Annotated in this window: 15 protein-coding genes; 11 read left to right on the plus strand and 4 right to left on the minus strand. The window is 60.6% G+C overall.

Annotated elements, in window-relative coordinates; all coding sequences use genetic code 11:
- A partial coding sequence (locus tag Q0M35_RS10780) for a BCCT family transporter (protein ID WP_295315033.1) occupies positions 1-1,216 on the minus strand: 1,216 nt, incomplete at its 3' end.
- 480 nt (positions 1,217-1,696) lie between these two features.
- Here Q0M35_RS10780 and dcm point away from each other — a divergent pair.
- From dcm to Q0M35_RS10800, 4 genes are all read left to right on the plus strand, one after another.
- Positions 1,697-2,926 (plus strand): DNA (cytosine-5-)-methyltransferase, encoded by a 1,230-nt coding sequence (dcm, locus tag Q0M35_RS10785; protein WP_295315034.1) that lies wholly within the window; start codon positions 1,697-1,699, stop codon positions 2,924-2,926.
- Positions 2,919-3,377 carry a very short patch repair endonuclease gene (locus tag Q0M35_RS10790; RefSeq protein ID WP_295315036.1) on the plus strand — a complete coding sequence of 153 codons (459 nt, stop codon included), beginning with the start codon at positions 2,919-2,921 and terminating at the stop codon, positions 3,375-3,377. Before dcm ends, Q0M35_RS10790 begins: the two co-directional genes overlap by 8 nt.
- Positions 3,374-4,711 (plus strand): MvaI/BcnI family restriction endonuclease, encoded by a 1,338-nt coding sequence (locus tag Q0M35_RS10795; RefSeq protein ID WP_295315038.1) that lies wholly within the window; start codon positions 3,374-3,376, stop codon positions 4,709-4,711. The genes Q0M35_RS10790 and Q0M35_RS10795 overlap by 4 nt, the downstream gene beginning before the upstream one ends.
- A gap of 106 nt (positions 4,712-4,817) precedes the next feature.
- Complete coding sequence (locus Q0M35_RS10800; protein WP_295315040.1) at positions 4,818-5,450, plus strand: TetR/AcrR family transcriptional regulator; 633 nt, start codon at positions 4,818-4,820, stop codon at positions 5,448-5,450.
- A 23-nt stretch (positions 5,451-5,473) separates the two neighbouring features.
- Here the strand turns inward: Q0M35_RS10800 and Q0M35_RS10805 are convergent, their stop codons facing one another.
- Together Q0M35_RS10805 and Q0M35_RS10810 are read right to left on the minus strand one after the other, a co-directional pair.
- On the minus strand, positions 5,474-6,235 hold the full coding sequence (locus Q0M35_RS10805; protein ID WP_295315042.1) for an aldolase/citrate lyase family protein: 762 nt from the start codon (positions 6,233-6,235) through the stop codon (positions 5,474-5,476).
- A 129-nt stretch (positions 6,236-6,364) separates the two neighbouring features.
- Complete coding sequence (locus Q0M35_RS10810) at positions 6,365-8,248, minus strand: SLC13 family permease (protein WP_295315044.1); 1,884 nt, start codon at positions 8,246-8,248, stop codon at positions 6,365-6,367.
- A gap of 472 nt (positions 8,249-8,720) precedes the next feature.
- Between Q0M35_RS10810 and acs the strand changes: the two genes are divergently transcribed.
- The 7 genes from acs to Q0M35_RS10845 all read left to right on the plus strand — a co-directional run bounded on the left by acs (position 8,721) and on the right by Q0M35_RS10845 (position 17,369).
- Positions 8,721-10,652 (plus strand): acetate--CoA ligase, encoded by a 1,932-nt coding sequence (gene acs, locus Q0M35_RS10815; protein ID WP_295315045.1) that lies wholly within the window; start codon positions 8,721-8,723, stop codon positions 10,650-10,652.
- Position 10,653: 1 nt separating this feature from the next.
- On the plus strand, positions 10,654-11,370 hold the full coding sequence (locus Q0M35_RS10820; RefSeq protein ID WP_295315047.1) for an adenylate kinase: 717 nt from the start codon (positions 10,654-10,656) through the stop codon (positions 11,368-11,370).
- Positions 11,371-11,404: 34 nt separating this feature from the next.
- Positions 11,405-11,692, plus strand: a complete 288-nt coding sequence (locus tag Q0M35_RS10825) for a DUF4212 domain-containing protein (protein ID WP_295315049.1) — start codon at positions 11,405-11,407, stop codon at positions 11,690-11,692.
- 4 nt (positions 11,693-11,696) lie between these two features.
- Complete coding sequence (locus Q0M35_RS10830) at positions 11,697-13,496, plus strand: sodium:solute symporter family protein (RefSeq protein WP_295315051.1); 1,800 nt, start codon at positions 11,697-11,699, stop codon at positions 13,494-13,496.
- A 92-nt stretch (positions 13,497-13,588) separates the two neighbouring features.
- Positions 13,589-15,412, plus strand: a complete 1,824-nt coding sequence (locus tag Q0M35_RS10835; RefSeq protein ID WP_295315053.1) for a DUF294 nucleotidyltransferase-like domain-containing protein — start codon at positions 13,589-13,591, stop codon at positions 15,410-15,412.
- A gap of 33 nt (positions 15,413-15,445) precedes the next feature.
- On the plus strand, positions 15,446-15,967 hold the full coding sequence (locus Q0M35_RS10840) for a hypothetical protein (protein WP_295315055.1): 522 nt from the start codon (positions 15,446-15,448) through the stop codon (positions 15,965-15,967).
- 1 nt (position 15,968) lies between these two features.
- Entirely contained in the window at positions 15,969-17,369 is a 1,401-nt protein-coding gene (locus tag Q0M35_RS10845) for a 3'-5' exonuclease (protein ID WP_295315057.1), read from the plus strand.
- Between the two features lie 50 nt (positions 17,370-17,419).
- Here the strand turns inward: Q0M35_RS10845 and Q0M35_RS10850 are convergent, their stop codons facing one another.
- The gene (locus tag Q0M35_RS10850) at positions 17,420-18,673 is read right to left on the minus strand and encodes a D-amino acid dehydrogenase (RefSeq protein WP_295315059.1); all 1,254 of its coding nucleotides are present in this window, start codon (positions 18,671-18,673) and stop codon (positions 17,420-17,422) included.
- Positions 18,674-18,746: the final 73 nt, after the last annotated feature.

Raw genomic sequence — 18,746 nt, forward strand, 5'->3', positions numbered from 1 at the left:
CAATGGCCGTCCCACCGGCCCAGGCGAACCAGACAAAGCACATCAGGGCAGGTACAATGAGCGCCCCGAGCACGAACTCGCGGATCGTCCGCCCGCGCGAGATACGCGCGAGGAAGAGGCCAACAAAGGGTGCAAAAGCGATCCACCATGCCCAGTAGAAGACCGGCCACCAGCCCTGCCATTGAGCAAGCAGGAAAGCTTCGGATCCTTCGACACCGTCTGATTTCCAGACGTTCAGGCTCATAGCCGGCAGTGCCAGAACATAGTCCCAGAGCCCGACAAACATCGCCGATGCCCCGAACCAGGTGGCGCCGAAAATGATGAAAAAGCTCAGCAGGAAAATCGACAGCACCATATTGATGTTCGACAGCCATTTGATGCCCTTGCCGACCCCTGAGAGTGCCGAGAGGGTCGAGGCCCCCATAATCACGATGATAGCGATAATGATGCCCGCCATGGTGGCGCCGCCCTCGGCATTGACGAGACCGCCGATCCCGATCCGCGACAAACCCGCGACAAACTGCTCGACACCAAAACCGAGTGTCTGCGCGACGCCGAGAATGGTTGCCACAACGGCAACTATATCGATGACATGGCCCAGGGGCCCGGAGAGTGATTTGCCGAAAAGCGGTGTCAGCGACGACCGGATCGTCAGGGGCAGACCTCTGCGGTAGCTGAAGAACGCCAGAGACAGTCCGGCAATGCCATAACACGCCCAGGCGCTGAAGCCCCAGTGCAGGAAGGACCATTTATAGGCCATGCGCACGTTATCCGCAGCGCCGCCCGTGGTCAGGCCTTTGATGGTCTCCGGGTTGCTTCCGAAATGGGCGACAGGTTCCGCAACAGCCCATGTCAGCATGCCCACACCGATACCGGCACCAAACATCATCGAGAACCAGGAAAAGTTGGTAAATTCCGGTTCTTCATGATCAAGGCCCAGCTTGAGCCTGCCCGCAGTCGGCCAGATCGCAAGCGCCAGACACACGATGACAAAGAAAGCGACAACCCAGATATACCAGGCGGCAAAGTTGCCGAGGATATAGCTGTTCATCCCGTTCAGGACAGCGCCCGACTGAATCGGCCAGAAAATCGCCCAGACTACGAGCGCGCTGATGATGATTTTACTGATGACTGTAACGTTAACGCTGAATCCCCGGTAAAACCCCGTGTCGGCGGTTTTGATCGGCAGATCCGTGAGGGGTGGTTCGATCGCCATTCGTGTCTCCTTGTTGCTGTCCCGCTTCATGGCCGCCACTTCAACGGGCGATCCCGGCAGAATATTGGTCGGGTGATGCGCCGCCCGTCCTTTGCAGGCCGGAAGGCCGGCGCGCTACCCTGCGTAACCGTACAGTATTTGGCTTAATTGATAAGGGAAAAAAATTGCGGCCCCGTGGTATCGGCAGGACGGCCCCGGTGCGTCCCGTCAGGCGCCCGCCAAAGAACGGCGCCGCATTCCTTTGAGCCCGGACCTTATTTTGCGCGCTTTCGAAAAGGTGCCGGGGCTGCGATAATTTTCCGGCGTTCGTTGGATTGCGGCGCCACTTTTGATGTTATGGGCGGCATTGACCGTCCCGGCACGACCCGCGTGGATTCCGGATAAAATCGCCCGGTGTTTCATTTATGTTCTTGGCATCCGGGAGCTTCCTGCTCATAATGTCAGAAAAATTCCCGCCGAGGGCGGAAGGGGAAGAGCAGCATGACCGAATTCGACCTATTGCTTCGCAATGCAGGGCACAGCGTGCCTGAAGCCGCGAAACTGCTTGGCTATTCGGAAGGGCATATTTACCGCTGGAAACGCGGCGAAGAAGCTCCCCGCGAGGCGGTACTGAACCTGCTGCGCATGGAAATCGACACCCGCAAAGGCGCACTGGCTGAAACGGTTTTCACATTCGCCGATCTGTTCGCCGGTATCGGTGGTTTGCGCAAAGCGATGGAGGGCGCGGGCGGGCGCTGTGTCTTTACTTCTGAGTGGGACAAATACGCCCAGCAGACCTATCTCGCTAACTTTCCTGACAACCGCCCCCTTGCCGGCGACATCCGCGATGTCGATGCGGCCGATATTCCCGCGCATGATGTGCTGGTCGCAGGCTTTCCCTGCCAGCCCTTCTCCATCGCCGGCGTTTCCAAAAAGAATGCACTCGGGCGCGCACACGGCTTTGACGATGAAACCCAGGGCACGCTCTTTTTTGATGTCCTGCGGGTGCTGAAACATCACCGCCCCTCGGCCTTTCTGCTGGAAAATGTAAAGAACCTCAAAAGCCACGACAAGGGCAAGACCTTTGAGGTGATCCGCCGCAAACTGACGGCAGAACTTGGATACACCCTGCATACCCGCGTAATCGATGCGGCGCATTTCGTGCCGCAACATCGCGAACGCATCGTCATTGTCGGCTTCCGCGATCCGGTCCCGTTCAGTTTTGACGATATGGCGGTACCCGAGCGCGGACATCTGCGTGTACGCGATATCCTGCACCCCGCGGATGGCAGCGAGGCGCCCGAGGGGCATTATACGCTCGGGGCGGATGCACGGGTCAGCGACAAGTACACACTTACCGATAAACTCTGGGCCTATCTTCAGGCCTATGCGGCCAAGCACAAAGCCGCCGGTAACGGTTTCGGCTATGGGCTCGTGACAGGCGACAGCATCGCGCGCACGCTCTCGGCCCGTTATTACAAGGATGGCTCGGAGATTCTCGTGAGCCGTGGCGAGGGTCTGAATCCGCGCCGTCTGACGCCCCGCGAATGCGCGCGCCTCATGGGGTATCCTGAAAGTTTCCGTATCCCGGTGTCCGACACTCAGGCCTACAAACAGTTCGGCAACTCCGTTGCCGTGCCGGTTTTTGCAGAGGTCGCACGTGTCATGCAGCCTCATATCCGGACCGTAATGCAGGAGGCCGCGCCCGAAAGACTGGCCGCCGGTGGCTGACGTTCACGACCCGGCCACGCGCAGCCGCAATATGTCCGCGATCCGCGGCAAAAACACAAAGCCCGAACATCAGATCCGCCGCGCGCTGCATGCACGGGGGTTCCGGTTCCGGCTGCATAGCGCAGGTCTGCCGGGGCGCCCTGATCTTGTGCTCAGAAAATACCGGGCCGTCATCTTCGTACATGGCTGTTTCTGGCATGGACACAACTGTCCGCTTTTCCGGTTGCCCGCCACGCGCACCGCGTTCTGGGAAGCCAAGATCACCGGCAACCGCGCGCGTGACACCTGGCAGGAAGCAGAACTTCTGGCTGACGGATGGCGGGTGGCAAAGATCTGGGAATGCGCGCTTAAGGGGCCGGAGAGGATCGGCGCAGATGCCGTCGCCGGTGCCCTTGCCGCCTGGTTGCCAGAGGACGGTGCGCGGCTTGAGATGCGGGGGCGCGCGCAATGACTGACGCCCTGACCGCGCTGATTGCGAGGATGGCGGCGACAGGGGCTACCGGGTTTCTCGCCAAGGAACTCGCCCCCAACGACAATTCAAAAAACCAGCTCTATCTGGGCTCAGATTTCGGCGTACTGAATATCCTGCCGCAGGGCGGGCTGGTCACGGATACCTCTGATCTTGCAGGCAGCCGACGGGACAGGGCCAAAGCGCCGCTGATCTGGGACTGGTTGCTGCCGGACGGTCTGTCGCGCGCGCCCGATGCACAACTGATCCTGTATCCGGCCTATCCTGAGGTGCGCCTTTCGGGGCTGCTGCGCGGCGCGGATGGCGCGCCCGCCGACGTCATCCGCTCGCGGGCACCGGGCCGCATGCTCTTTCTTGGCGTTGTGCCGGGAGACCGCATCCTCGCATGGGCAGGATTTGCCGAAGACCCGGAAGTGCGCGCCTTCAGAAACGCCGGCCAGTTCGAAAGCCGCGGCGTTTTCAGCAATCTGGGCCTCCTGCACACCGGTGCCGATGCCCGCAGTATGCTGATTGCCAGGCTGGCGGAGATAGCAGATGCCGGTTGGCTTGCCTCGCAGAAGCTTGGCGCTGACGGCCCTCTGCCATACCGCGCGCCCAACGGTGGCGGATATACTCTGGAGGCAGCTCTCGGCATACGTCCCAACGGACGCGCAGCGCCTGATTTTCACGGGTGGGAAATAAAGCAGTTCGGCGTGTCTGACTTCATGCGCAACACCCCCCGCAGCGCAGTCACGCTGATGACCCCTGAACCTGCAGGCGGCTTTTACCGCGAGGCAGGCGCGGAAGCATTCGTGCGCCGCTACGGGTATCCCGACCGTTCCGGCAGGCCGGGTCGTCTGAATTTTGGCGGCGTCTATACCGTGGGCAGGGGACCGGTTGCGCTGACGGGGCTGTCTTTGGAAATGGACGGTTTTGATCCGCAGTCCGGCCGGATTACGGATATCGCGGGTGGTCTTTCTCTTAAAGACGCCGAAGGTCGCATCGCCGCGTCCTGGAGCTATACCGGTCTGATCGCGCACTGGAACCGCAAACATGCACAGGCCTGCTATGTCCCTTCGGTCAGGCGCGGGCCGCCGGTCGAATACGCCTACGGACGGGAGGTGCTGCTGTGCGAAGGAACTGATTTCTTTCTGCTGCTGCGCGCCTTTGCAGCTGGAATAGTAAGCTATGATCCGGCGCTGAAACTTGAAAACCGTGCAGGCGGGCCGCCGGCGCTCAAAAGACGCAGCCAGTTCCGCATCCGGCACCGTCAAGTGACATCGCTTTACCGGCGCAGTTCTGTCGTCCGCCTGCCGGAGGGCCCGCCGGCGGACTGACAGCCGGTAATCGCGCTGCATCCTCTGTATTATGCAGACCGATCCGGGATAGAGTATGCGCGAAGGACTGCGCGCGCAGGACATAAAACAAGGCTGCAGAGCACGGATGGCCGGAAAAAATAAACACAAAAACGACCGTAGTCCTTCCCGCCACACGCGCGATGACTGGATCCGGACGGCTCTCGACACGCTGATCTGCGAGGGGGTGGGAAATGTCAAAATCATGGTGCTGTCAGCAAAGCTGAATACCGCGCGCTCAGGGTTTTACTGGCATTTCGACAGCCGTGCGGATCTGCTGGACCACCTGCTGGATCACTGGCAGGCAACAAACACGCGCGCCATTACCGACAGTGCCGCGCGCCCGGCTGATACCATCTGTGCGTCTGTCGTAAACGTGGCGACCTCATGGACAGGCGAGGGCGGGTTTGACACCCGGCTCGATTTTGCCATCCGCGACTGGGCGCGCCGGTCGGCATCCGTGCGGGCGGCGCTTGATGCATCAGACAATGAACGGGTCGTGGCCCTGACGCAGATGTTTCAGCGGCATGGGTTCGACGACAAAGAAGCGCAGGTGCGCGGGCGGATCCTCTATTATACCCAGATCGGCCACGATGCGCTGGATCAGAAAGAAGACCTGGAGACGCGCCGGAGCAGAACGTGGCAATACCTCTTCTGCCTGTCGGGCCAGGAGCCGGCACAGCAGGATGTGGATCGCCTTGACGCTGCACGGATGCCCTAGTGACTGCGCGCAGAGCAGAGCCGCTAGCTGAGAGCGTGCAGCGCATCTGCTTCGGCATTGGCACCACGCAGCATGAAGGCATGCTCTGAGGCCACGAAAAACATCGTGACCCCCAGTTTATGCAGATCGGGACCTGCAGCAGCACCTGCAGCAAAGGTCATGAAGGCTTTGTCATGTGCTTTCGCAGCCTTGCCGGTATCCGCGATTGCTTCGAGCACCATGGGATCTGCAGGGTTGGTCTTGCCATAGCACACCGCAAGGTCGGCAGGTCCGACAAAGAGCCCGTCGATGCCGTCGGTTGCCGCGATGGCCTCTGCGGCCTCCACGCCTTCGGGCTCTTCGATCTGCGCAATCACGATAGTTTCGTCGATGCTCTGCTGCAGCACGTCGGTCATCGGGCGGGTTGCATAGCCGGCCCAGCGTGTCGATCCGGCATAGCCACGACCGCCATGCCCGAAACGTGCGGCTTGTGCCACCATCTGCGCTTTTTCGACGGTATTCACATGGGGCACCACGATGCCGGTTGCACCGGAATCCAGCGCTTTGAGGATTTCCACAGGTGTTCCCGCCGGCACGCGGACAAGCGCGGGAATCTTCAGCGCGCGGCACATGGCAAGGCAGATATCCATACGGCCCCGGTCAAACGGCGCGTGCTCGGCGTCAAGACAGATGAAATCGAGCCGCGACAGCGCGAGGACTTCGATCATCTCATGCGCCGGCGTTTTCATGAAGGTGCCGACGAGGATTTCTCCGGAGAGCATACGGGTTTTGAAACTGGTGGTCATGGGGCCTCGATCTTTCGCGCGGCGGGCGGGCCGCCGGTTCAGCGACACCGTGCCGAATACGATCCGCCGGGGCAACCGCGAAAACACAGACACCTGCCGTATACCCAAAGGCAAAAAGCGGCGCGCAGATCAGAACACCAGGTTCATCACTGTAAGCGAGACCACCAGAAAAAGCAGGGTCATCACCCCGCCGCTTTTCATGAAATCCGTCACTTTATAACCGGCGGGTCCCATGATCAGCGCGTTGACCTGATGGGTTGGTATCAGAAAGGAATTAGATGTCGAGATCGCCACCGTGAGCGCAAAGATCGCCGGATCACCCCCTGCCGCCAGCGCGATCGACACTGCCAGCGGCACCAGAAGGACGGTTGCGCCCACGTTCGACATGATCAGCGTGAAGATGGTGGCCAGCACCGCAAGCCCTGCCTGGAGCGACCAGACCGGCCAGCCATCGAGCAGCGTCAGGATTTGCTGGGCGATCCACTCTGCGGTGCCTGTGGACTGCACGGCCTGTCCCAGCGGGATCAGGCTTGCCAGCAGAAAAATCGTACTCCAGCTTACCGAGGCATAGGCCTCGTCGATGTCGATTACCTTTGACAGGATCATGCCCACTGCCCCGGTCAGCAGGCACAGCGAGAGCCGCAGATCGGTAAACAGGATGAGCCCCAGTGCGATCAGAAAAAACAGGAGCGCCCAGCCAACCTTGGCGGGACGCATCTCCTCATGCGGAAAATCCGTCGTGACCACTACGAAATCGCGGTCCCGGGTCAGGCGGGTCAGCGCCTCCCAGGTGCAGTGAATGACCAGCGTGTCGCCGGCGTGAAACGGCACCTCACCCACGGCTGTCGGTTCGTGCTGGTCGGTGGCCACATAACTCATCGTTTCTTCGTCACGGTGAATAGCCAGCAGACTCGCGCCATAGGTTTTGCGGAACACGAGATCATGCGCGCATTTGCCGATCACGGAGGAGCCGGGAGGCACAACCATCTCCGCCACACCCGACCGGGTGGGTGCGTAGTCTTCGGCAAAAACATCGAGCTGGTCGTGCAGGATGTAGCCGCCCTCTTCGACCATCTGACGGATCACTTTCTCGCGGCCCAGCACTGCAAAACGACATGGTGCTGTAATCTCTGTCTGGATGACCGGCGCAAACCAGCGTTTGCCGCGATAAGCGCTGCCGATAATATAGATGTGATACTGCTGCATGACGTCATCGAAGGTGCGCCCGACACAATCATGACCTTCTGGTACCGAGATCTCAAAGATATCGGTCTTCAGCCCGTATATCTTTTTCAGATAGTCTTTGAGCGACTGGCCACTGGTCGCATCGCCCGATTTTGTACCCGCGGGCAGCACCCAGCGCCCGAAGAGCGTGAAATACAATATGCCGGTTATAACGAGGCAGATGCCGACAGGCGTCACCGAGAACAGGCTAAAGGTCTCCATTTGCCGGTCCGGGGGCAGGGTCTCATTGGCGCTGAGCAGAAGGTCGTTCAGCAGGATAAGCGGTGAAGATCCCACCATCGTCATTGTCCCGCCCAGGATCGCACAAAACCCCATCGGCATCAGCAAGCGGCTGAGCGGCAGTTCTGTGCGCACCGAGATGCGGCTGACCACCGGCAGAAAGAGCGCCGCCGCCCCCACGTTCTGCATAAACGACGAGATAAAGCCGACAGTGCCGGAAACGATGGGAATGATCCGCGCCTCGGTCTTGCCGCCGTGTCTCAGAATAAGGGCCGCGACCTTGCTCATCAGGCCGGTTTTGTCGAGACCCGCCCCGATAATCATCACAGCGATAATGGAGACAACGGCATTGGAGGCAAGCCCGTCGAAAAGCCGGGAAACATCTGCCAGACTGTTGAGTGCCGGCACCTGACTGAGCAGCCCCAGCAGCACCATCACAAGGATGGCGGCCAGATCAATACGCACAATTTCCGAAACAAAGAGGAAGACGGTAAACGCCAGCAGCCCGAGGACGACGGACATCTGCAGCGTAAGTTCAACCGTTTCCATATAATCTCCCCGGTCGCAGTTTTACGGGTTTTGCCGGTTTTCGCAATGAACTCCTCGGTCGACCCGGCCAATTTGCGGACGATGCGCGCACTGCCCGAAGCGGTGAGTCGCAAGGACGGTGCCTCTTCACCGCGAAAACGCAGAGTGATCGCATCTGCACGCATAACGGGAATTTATGTTAGCGCATGACAGACGTTTCGCTCTTTCGGGAGCCCGGTTCCGGTGTTTCCAGGGCAGATAAAAAGTAAACGCGCAACCTGCTGGAAAGACTTGGATTTGGCAATTTGTCGCAGGTGAAATTTACATTCACCGCTGCATTTGATAAAATATATTTACAAAAATAATACACAATTACAGTTATATAGTGATTAATTTTCTGGTGGCCTGTAATTCCTTTACACAAGGAGGGGGTGCCTTGGGAAAGCACTGAAGCGTCCTCTCATCGTTCGGAAATCGATTTGAGGAGACCGATATGACCGCGAAAGCCGGAATAACCCCGCATGTGAACGCTGAGCAGTACAAGTCGCTTTACGCGCAGTCCGTCAGGGACCCTGATGCATTCTGGGGCGAACAGGGCAAAAGGCTCGACTGGATCCGCCCCTACACCCGTGTCAGCGACGTGAGTTTTGCGCCCGGCAATGTGTCGATCAGGTGGTTTGACGACGGCGTGCTGAACGTTTCGGTAAACTGCATTGACCGTCATCTCGAAAAACGCGGCGATCAGACGGCAATCATCTGGGAGCCTGATGATCCCAAAGATCCGGCCCTTCATATCACGTACAAAAACCTGCACCGCTCGGTCTGCAAAATGGCCAATGTGCTCAAAGAGCTTGGCGTGACCCGCGGCGACCGTGTCGTCATCTATCTGCCGATGATCCCGGAAGCTGCTTATGCCATGCTGGCCTGCGCGCGGATCGGGGCCATTCATTCCATCGTTTTCGCCGGGTTCTCCCCGGACGCGCTCGCCGCGCGGATCAACGGCTGTGACGCAAAGGTTGTGATCACTGCCGATGAAGCACCGCGTGGCGGGCGGGTCACGGCGCTCAAAACGAATACGGATCAGGCGCTGCTTCATTGTGATGACGATGTGAAATGCCTCGTTGTCAAACGCACCGGGGGCCAGACCACCTGGACCCCGCGCGACTACGATTACAACAAACTGGCCGAGGCAGCCGCCGATACCTGTGCGCCCGAGCCGATGGATGCAGAAGACCCGCTCTTTATCCTCTATACCTCCGGTTCAACCGGTCAGCCCAAGGGCGTCGTGCACACCTCGGGCGGGTATCTGGTCTATGCGGCGATGACCCATGAGATCGTTTTTGATTACCACGACGGTGACGTTTTCTGGTGCACTGCGGATGTGGGCTGGGTCACCGGCCACAGCTATATCGTTTATGGTCCGCTGGCCAACGGCGCGACCACAATCATGTTCGAAGGCGTTCCGACATATCCGGATACAGGCCGGTTCTGGGACGTTTGCGAAAAGCATGGCGTGAACCAGTTCTATACGGCCCCGACAGCGATCCGCGCGTTGATGGCGGCCGGCGATGATCCGGTGAAAGCCTATGATCTGACCAGCCTGCGCACGCTCGGTACGGTGGGCGAGCCGATCAACCCCGAAGCCTGGAACTGGTACAACACTGTTGTAGGCGGCGGGCGTTGCCCGATCGTCGATACCTGGTGGCAAACCGAGACAGGCGGGCATCTTATGACGCCGCTGCCTGGTGCCACGGAGCTGAAACCAGGCTCGGCGCAGCAGCCTTTCTTCGGTATCACGCCGGTGGTGCTCGAACCCACAACGGGTGAGGTCATCGAAGGCAATGACGTCGAGGGCGTTCTGTGCATCGCCACGAGCTGGCCCGGCCAGATGCGCACCGTCTGGGGCGATCATGAACGCTTTGAGAAAACCTATTTCAGCGACTACGCGGGATATTACTTTACCGGTGACGGCTGCCGGCGTGATGCCGACGGCGATTACTGGATCACCGGGCGGGTCGATGATGTGATCAACGTCTCGGGCCACCGCATGGGCACCGCCGAAGTTGAAAGCGCACTTGTGGCGCACGGCAAGGTCGCCGAAGCCGCCGTGGTGGGATACCCGCACGCGATCAAGGGGCAGGGCATCTATTGCTATGTCACTCTGATGAACGGCGAGGAGCCCACCGAAGAGCTGCGTCAGGAGCTGCGCAAGTGGGTCCGTACCGAGATCGGGCCGATTGCATCGCCTGACCTCATCCAGTGGGCCCCGGGTCTGCCGAAAACACGCTCGGGCAAAATCATGCGCCGCATTCTGCGAAAGATTGCCGAGGACGATTTCGGTGCCCTTGGTGACATCTCGACGCTCGCGGATCCGTCCGTCGTCGAGGATCTGATCGACAACCGCATGAACCGTGAGGACGCATGAAATGACCCGCGACACACAAACAGCTCCGGTGCCTGTTCTGATCCTGCTCGGGCCTCCGGGGGCCGGCAAGGGCACCCAGGCCCGCAGGCTGCACGAAAAATTTGGCCTTGTGCAGCTCTCGACAGGAGACCTTCTGCGCGCCGCCGTTGCTGCTGGCACACCTGCGGGTAAAGCCGCGCAAACCGTGATGCAGGCCGGCGGGCTTGTCAGCGATGAAATTGTTCTCACAGTGCTGTCCGACCGTCTGGCCGATCCCGACTGTGCTGCCGGCGTCGTGCTCGACGGGTTTCCGCGCACGACGGCTCAGGCACAGGCGCTCGACGAGATGCTCGGCCGGTCCGGACAGCGGGTAAATGCGGCGATCTCTCTTGAAGTGGACAGTGCCGGAATGGTCTCCCGGGTCGTTGGCCGGTTCACCTGCGGCGACTGCGGCGAGGGCTATCACGACAGCTTCAAACCCGAGAAAACAAGCGGTGTCTGTGATAACTGCGGCGGCCAGAACATGACCCGGCGCGCCGATGACAATGCCGCAACGGTCATGTCCCGGCTTGACGCCTATCATGAGCAGACCGCACCGCTGATCGCCTGGTATGACAAGCGCGGTGCACTGTGGCGTGTCGATGCCATGGGCGGGATCGACAAGATCAGTGCAGACATCGCGGCCGTCGCCGCAGCACACACAACAGACCGATCACACCACGCAGAAGCGGCACTCTGAAGCCGCACCATTTTATCAAAAGGAGGAACGTAAAATGTCAGACCGGACAGTTCAGACCGGCATAAAAGCCGCGGAGGACGCGAGTGGTTACTGGACCGCAAATATCCGCATCATTGTCATCAGCCTCATCATCTGGGCCCTTGTGTCCTTTGGCTTTGGCATCCTGCTGCGCCCGATGCTGTCAGGCATCAGCGTCGGCGGCACCGATCTCGGTTTCTGGTTCGCCCAGCAGGGATCCATTCTCGTCTTTCTGGCGCTGATCTTTTTCTACGCCTGGCGGATGAACAAACTCGACCGTGAATACGGCGTAGAGGAGGACTGACCCCATGGACCAGTTTACACTGAACCTGCTGTTTGTCGGCGCGTCTTTCGCGCTCTACATTGGCATCGCGATCTGGGCCCGCGCGGGCTCCACATCCGAATTCTATGCCGCGGGCCGGGGTGTTCACCCCGTCACCAACGGCATGGCCACGGCGGCTGACTGGATGTCGGCGGCATCTTTCATCTCGATGGCGGGCCTCATCGCATTCACCGGCTATGACAACTCATCCTTCCTGATGGGCTGGACCGGTGGCTATGTGCTGCTTGCTCTGCTGCTCGCGCCCTACCTGCGCAAATTCGGGAAATTCACCGTTTCAGAATTCATTGGCGACCGTTTCTACTCCCCGACTGCACGGCTCGTTGCAGTCATCTGTCTTATCGTTGCGTCCACGACGTACGTGATTGGTCAGATGACGGGCGTTGGCGTGGCGTTCGGACGGTTCCTGGAGATTTCCAACACCTCCGGTCTGCTGATCGGTGCCTGTGTGGTTTTCGCCTATGCGGTTTTCGGCGGCATGAAGGGCGTTACCTATACGCAGGTGGCGCAGTATGTTGTGCTGATCATGGCCTATACCATTCCGGCTGTGTTCATCTCACTACAGCTGACCGGCACGCCCATTCCGGCGCTGGGCCTCTTCTCTGAGACAACGGCCACGGGCGGCGAAGGCTCCGTGTATCTGCTGACCAAGCTGGACCAGATCGTGACCGATCTTGGTTTTGCCAGCTACACTGAGGCGCATAAAGACAACCTTAATATGGTGCTCTTCACGCTCTCCCTGATGATCGGGACCGCGGGTCTGCCGCATGTCATCATGCGCTTTTTCACCGTGCCCAAAGTTTCGGACGCTCGCTGGTCCGCCGGCTGGGCGCTGGTCTTCATCGCTCTGCTCTACCTCACGGCCCCCGCGGTGGGTGCGATGGCACGGCTTAACATCACGGAACTGATGTGGCCCAATGGTACGAACGGTGAAGCGGTATCTGTCGAGCAGATCGAAAGCGACGCGCGGTATGACTGGATGGCGACCTGGCAGAAAACCGGTCTTCTCGACTGGGAAGACAAGAACGGCGACGGCCGGATCCAGTACTATAACGACAAATCCGACGCGATGGCCGAAAAGGCTGCAGCCAACGGCTGGGAAGGCAATGAGCTCACGAACTTCAACCGTGATATCCTTGTGCTGGCCAACCCGGAGATTGCAAGCCTTCCCGGCTGGGTGATCGGTCTTGTGGCGGCGGGCGGGCTTGCCGCAGCGCTCTCCACCGCGGCGGGTCTGCTGCTGGCGATCTCCTCAGCGGTCAGCCACGATCTGCTCAAGGGGCAGCTGACGCCGGATATGTCCGAAAAGGCAGAGCTGATGTCGGCGCGGATCGCCATGGCGGTTGCCATCGGTGTGGCCACCATTCTGGGTCTGAACCCTCCCGGGTTCGCAGCACAGACGGTGGCGCTGGCCTTTGGCCTCGCGGCGGCTTCGATCTTCCCGGCGCTGATGATGGGCATCTTCTCCAAGCGGGTGAACAACGTGGGCGCGGTCTCCGGCATGCTGGCAGGTCTCGGCTTCACGCTGATCTACATCTTCCTGCACAAAGGCTGGCTCTTTATCGCGGGCACCAACTCCTTTCCGGACACAGTTGACGGATCGCTTTTCGGCATCCAGTCCACTGCGATCGGAGCGGTCGGAGCGCTGATCAACTTCGCGGTTGCCTACGGTGTGTCGCTTGCGACCAAAGACACCCCGCAGGAGATCAAAGATCTGGTCGAAAGCGTCCGGGTACCTGCGGGTGCCGGTGTGGCTGTCGATCACTGATCCGCGCTGTGGCCGGGCGCTCTGCCCGGCCCGCTGAAGCCAACCTGTCCCGGCGTTTTCCGGGGCAGGTCTCATGATACCCGGAGGCTGCCATGCGCGATGATGAGCTGACATTTCTGGCCGGCCGGCATCCCTGGGATGCACTGCCCGGCGATGTCCTTAACGCACTGCGCCCGGAACTCGCCCGCCTGACCGTGGAAAAGGGTCAGACCATCTACACCGCAGGCGCGCCGCTTGATGGTCTTTACTTTATTCTTTCTGGCGGCGTCGAAGTCACTGATCTGACCGGCAGTCAGGTCTCGGTGCTGCACGCCGGCAATTCCTTTGGAGAGCGCGGCCTGCTGCGCGATGGCCTCGCTGCGACGACGGCCAGGGCCATCGAGACCACAAAGCTGATTTGCCTGCCCGCCGCCCGCTTTGAAGACCTGCGCGCGTCGCAGCCGGCCTTCCGCGCCTTTTTCGACCGGTCCCGGGCCGCGCCCGATAGCGGGCTGCAGCCGCCGGGGCTTGCGCAGGTGCGCGTCGATACGCTGATGATCCGTGATCCGGTGACCTGCACAGTCGAAACCACGATCCGCGCCGCGGCAGAACTGATGCGCGACCGTCGGATATCGTGCCTCTGTGTGCTCGCAGAAGGCCGGCTGACCGGGATCCTTACCCTGCGCGATCTGGTGAACCGGGCGCTCGCTACAGGGCTTTCTGATGATACGCACGTCGGCAGTGTAATGACCAAAGCCCCGCGCACCCTGCCACCTTCAGCTATCGGGTCGGACGTTCTGCATATGATGGTTGAGCACCGGCTGGGCCATTTGCCGGTGGTCGATGGCGACCGCCTTGCAGGTATTGTCACCCAGACGGATCTCACGCGCTTTCAGGCGACGACATCGGCGGGTCTTGTCGGCGATGCGGCGCGGGCGACGACAGTGGATGCGCTGGCGCAGGTCACGGCGCGCATCCCACCACTTCTCGTACACCTCATCGCAACCGGCCAGCGGCATGACACCGTCACCCGGCTGATCACGGATGTGGGCGACGTGGTTACCCGCCGTCTGCTGACGCTCGGCGAGGAAAAGCTCGGGCCCGCTCCGGCGGGCTGGCTCTGGCTGGCCTGCGGATCACAGGGCCGGCGCGAGCAGACGGGAGTGTCTGACCAGGACAACTGCCTCATTCTCGAAGACGTGCCGGGCATCGCAGATCATCCGTGGTTCCGCGACTTCGCGGCTTTTGTCTGTGACGGGCTCAACGCCTGCGGATATGTTTATTGCCCGGGCGATATGATGGCCACAAACACGCGCTGGCGTCAGCCGCTGGCGGTCTGGCGTGAATACTTTCGTGGCTGGATTGCGCAGCCCGGCAAAGAGGCGCAGATGCTGGCCTCTGTGATGTTCGATCTGCGGCCCGTCGGCGGCAACGCGGCCCTTTTCGAAGGTCTGCAGAAAGAAGTCCTGAAAGCGGCTTCCGGCAATTCGATCTTTACCGCGCATATGGCCGGCAATGCGCTGACCCATGCGACACCGCTGGGACTGTTGCGCGGCATCGCCGTGATTTCCTCAGGTGAGCACCGCAAGACAATCGACACCAAACATAACGGTGTGGTTCCGGTCGTCGATCTGGGCCGGATGTATGCGCTGCAGGGTCAGATCGACCAGGTGAACACCCGCGCCCGGCTGAAAGCGGCGCTGGCCGCAGGGATCGTCAGTGCACGGGGCGGGCGCGATCTTATTGATGCCTATGACCTGATCGCGCAGATGCGGCTTGAGCATCAGGCAAGACAGATCCGCGACGGCCATGCTCCGGACAATTTTCTGCCGCCCGCAAGTCTGTCGGATTTCGAACGCAGCCACTTGCGGGACGCATTCGTGGTCGTCAAAACCATGCAGGCAGCGCTGATGCAGGGCAGGGGGCTGCTCGGCTGAGACCGGCAGGCTCGTGAGGGGAGGAGGAGCAGAATGATTTTTGAACTGATCGGAACACTGGTGGCCGGGGGCGTCATGGCGCTGCTGGTCTGGGCCGTCAACCGGTTCACCGGGGGCCGCCTTCCGAAATGGCTTATGCCGGTTGCCGCCGGTCTTGCTATGCTGATTGCAACGATTTCCAGCGAATACGGCTGGTACGCCCGCACCACTGCGACCATGCCGCGGGGTCTTGTGGTCGCACAGCCGGTCGAGGAAAGGGTTTTCTATCGCCCCTGGACTTACGTCAGACCCTATATAAGCCGCTTTGTCGCCGTGGACCGAGCGCGCATGCGCAGCCACCCGCAGCAGCCAGATCAGTATATTGCAGATCTGGTCATCTACGGCCGCTGGGCCCGTACCGCGACGGTGCCTGTTCTTGTTGACTGTGCCGGAATGCGGCGCGCAGATCTTGCCGATGGTGCTGAGTTCGGTGCCGGCGGAGAGGTCATTTCCGCGCAGTGGATCGCTCTGGATGCCGGTGATCCGGTCCTGCAGGCGGTCTGTCAGGAGGTCTGAGATGCGACAGGCAGGCCTGCGCCTTAGAGTGTTTTTATTCTTTGCACTGCTGGCCGCGGCAGGGGTGGTCACCGCATGGGGCGGTCTCTGGCTGGGGTATCGCCAGCTCGCTCAGCCCGCAGCCCTTCCGGGGTTTGTGACCGCTGCCGTGGTCTGCGGATTCGGATTGCCGCTGCTTTCCGCTGGTATCTGGCTGCTTTTTGACGAAAACGTCAGCAAACCCGTCGAAACTCTCTCCGGCGCGCTCCGGGTCGGGACAGATGCGGGCGGAGCTGCGCTGAAAAAGCACAACGCAGGGCAGTATCTCGGCGATCTTGCGCCCGCAGTTGCCTCGGCCTGTGAGCGTTTCGCCAACGCTTCCGCAGAGACCGCTACCCGCATCGACGAAGAAACTGCGCGGCTGAAGAAACAGCGCGAACAGCTTTTACAGATCCTTTCTGATGTGCCGGTCGCTGTGATCCTTGCAGGCCCTGATCACCAGATCGTGCTTTATGATGGACAGGCGGCCGATCTGATGGCCCGGGAACGTCCCGCGTTGCTGAACGGATCGGTATTTGATTACCTCGACGAAGACGGCGTGCGCGCCGCGCTTGAGCGCCTTGCCGGGACGGGCGCCAACAGAACCGACGTGACCCTCACCGGGCGCTCCGGCGCGGTTTATACCGGCCACATCCGGCGTTTCGGGAGGACGGGCGGCTACACGCTGATGCTCAAGCCGTTGTCGCCCGATGCCGCACGGCCCCTTGTCTATGATTTCGATCTGCTTGGTAAAAGCCGTTGTGACACCCTGGCGGACACGCCGTTGAGGGATCTGGCATGGGTGGTCTTTGACAGTGAAACGACCGGCCTCGATCCGCAAAAGGACGAGGTCGTTCAACTTGCCGCTGTGCGGATCATCAACGGACGCATCGTTGCGGGCGAAGTGTTTGATGCGCTGGTTAATCCGGGCCGTCCCATACCCGCCGCCTCAACGAAAGTGCACGGAGTCAGTGAGGAAATGGTCCGCGCCGCACCGCCTTTCCCGGATGTCTGCCGCAGCTTTCACGGGTTCTGCGCGGAGGCCGTCATCATTGCACATAATGCACCCTTTGATGTCGCCTTTTTGAAACGCGCAGAGCCCTCCTCGGGCTGTGTGTTTGACCATCCGGTGCTGGACACGGTGCACCTCTCGGCAATCGTCTTTGGCGGGGCAGAGGAGCATACACTTGATGCGCTTTGCTACCGGCTCAACATCACGATCGCGCCTGAACTCAGGCACACGGCCCTTGGTGATGCAGAGGCGACGGCCCGTGCGTTCTGTGCACTGCTCCCCGTGCTTGAGGCGCGCGGATTAAATACCTTTGGCGCGCTGAGTGCGGAATGTGAAAGGCACCGCCGTATCTTGAAAACAGTAATCTCCTGACGGGCGGAAAGTGTCCGGCGCACGCAATACAGCGAACGCCAGAACCCTGATCAGACTGCGACGGCGTGCCCCCGGCGCGACACGACATGTGCGTCCGCCCTGAGGCTTTCGGCAACCGAGCCTGCGACGATACGAGCCGTCGCAGCACAAAGGGTCCAGCCAAGGTGACCGTGGCCGGTGTTGTAGAACACACCGGGCGCGCGGCCGCGGCCCACCCGGGGCAGCATCGACGGCATCATCGGGCGCAGACCGGCCCAGGGGGTGATGGTCTCGGTGGAGACACCCGGGAAGTACCGCTCGCACCAGTCGGTCAGCGGTTTAATGCGGTCGGCACGGATGTCGCGGTTGGCGCCGTTGAATTCTGCTGTGCCGGCGATGCGGAAACGGTTCTCGCCAAAGCGGCTGGCCACGATTTTGGCGCGGTCATCCAGAAGGCTGATCCAGGGGGCCGCGGCGCGGCTTTCGGCGTCGTCGAGCGGGATGGTGACCGAATACCCTTTGACCGGATAGATGTTGACCCGGTCGCCCAGCTGTCGGGCGAACCCGCGGCTTTCAATGCCGGCGCTGATGACGATGGCGTCATAAGTCTCATCGCGACCGGCTTCGGTGACGCGGACAATCCCGTCTTCTGCAGTAAGATGCTCGACTTTGGCGCACAAACGGAGCGTTGCGCCGCGGCGTACGCAGGCACGTGCCAGACCCATGGTGAATTTGTGGATATCGCCGGAGCTGTCGGATTCAGTCAGGAAACCCCCAACGAAATTGCCCTGCAGCGCGGGTTCCACCTCGCGCAGCTCACCACCTCTGAGCTCGCGCCGCTCCAAACCGCCTTCGGCCAGCAGCGTGTTCACTTTGCGCGCATGTGCCATGTCTTTTTCGTTGCTGTAGAAATGCAGGATGCCACGACGCTCAAGGTCGAAATCGATACCTTCGCGGTCGGCCATATCAAAAAGGACGCCGCGCGCCGCAATCGCCATGCGGACGGTTTCGACGGTGTTGCGTTTATAGTTCGGAATGTTGGAGAGAAATTCGGTCATCCAGCGCATTTTGTGCAGGGTCGGTGCCGGGTTGACCAGCAGCGGCGCATCCGCGTGCAGCATCCATTTCAGACCTTTGATGATGGTGCCCCACTGGGTCCAGACTTCGGCATTGGAGGCAGAGAGCTGCCCGCCGTTGGCAAAGCTGGTCTCCATCGCGGCATAGCGGTGGCGGTCGTAAACAGTGACCTCATAGCCGCGGTCGAGCAGCTCATAGGCGGTGGTCAGACCGGTCACGCCGGCGCCGATTACAGCAACTGAAGTCATAGCATTTCTCCTTGCACGCGCGGCTTTGCGCCGCTTGCCCCCTCCGTGCATGGAACCTGAGAGTTTCACCCGG

Source organism: Roseobacter sp. (assembly GCF_024639605.1).
In the GTDB taxonomy this organism is placed as follows: domain Bacteria; phylum Pseudomonadota; class Alphaproteobacteria; order Rhodobacterales; family Rhodobacteraceae; genus Roseobacter.

Bases quoted from the DNA above. Each gene is read 5' to 3' on its own strand.
- Q0M35_RS10810 (WP_295315044.1), bottom strand. From the start codon at position 8,248: ATGGAAACGGTTGAACTTACGCTGCAGATGTCCGTCGTCCTCGGGCTG.
- Q0M35_RS10845 (WP_295315057.1), top strand. From the start codon at position 15,969: ATGCGACAGGCAGGCCTGCGCCTTAGAGTGTTTTTATTCTTTGCACTG.
- Q0M35_RS10835 (WP_295315053.1), top strand. From the start codon at position 13,589: ATGCGCGATGATGAGCTGACATTTCTGGCCGGCCGGCATCCCTGGGAT.
- Q0M35_RS10805 (WP_295315042.1), bottom strand. From the start codon at position 6,235: ATGACCACCAGTTTCAAAACCCGTATGCTCTCCGGAGAAATCCTCGTC.
- dcm (WP_295315034.1), top strand. From the start codon at position 1,697: ATGACCGAATTCGACCTATTGCTTCGCAATGCAGGGCACAGCGTGCCT.
- Q0M35_RS10820 (WP_295315047.1), top strand. From the start codon at position 10,654: ATGACCCGCGACACACAAACAGCTCCGGTGCCTGTTCTGATCCTGCTC.
- acs (WP_295315045.1), top strand. From the start codon at position 8,721: ATGACCGCGAAAGCCGGAATAACCCCGCATGTGAACGCTGAGCAGTAC.
- Q0M35_RS10825 (WP_295315049.1), top strand. From the start codon at position 11,405: ATGTCAGACCGGACAGTTCAGACCGGCATAAAAGCCGCGGAGGACGCG.
- Q0M35_RS10795 (WP_295315038.1), top strand. From the start codon at position 3,374: ATGACTGACGCCCTGACCGCGCTGATTGCGAGGATGGCGGCGACAGGG.
- Q0M35_RS10850 (WP_295315059.1), bottom strand. From the start codon at position 18,673: ATGACTTCAGTTGCTGTAATCGGCGCCGGCGTGACCGGTCTGACCACC.
- Q0M35_RS10800 (WP_295315040.1), top strand. From the start codon at position 4,818: ATGGCCGGAAAAAATAAACACAAAAACGACCGTAGTCCTTCCCGCCAC.
- Q0M35_RS10840 (WP_295315055.1), top strand. From the start codon at position 15,446: ATGATTTTTGAACTGATCGGAACACTGGTGGCCGGGGGCGTCATGGCG.
- Q0M35_RS10830 (WP_295315051.1), top strand. From the start codon at position 11,697: ATGGACCAGTTTACACTGAACCTGCTGTTTGTCGGCGCGTCTTTCGCG.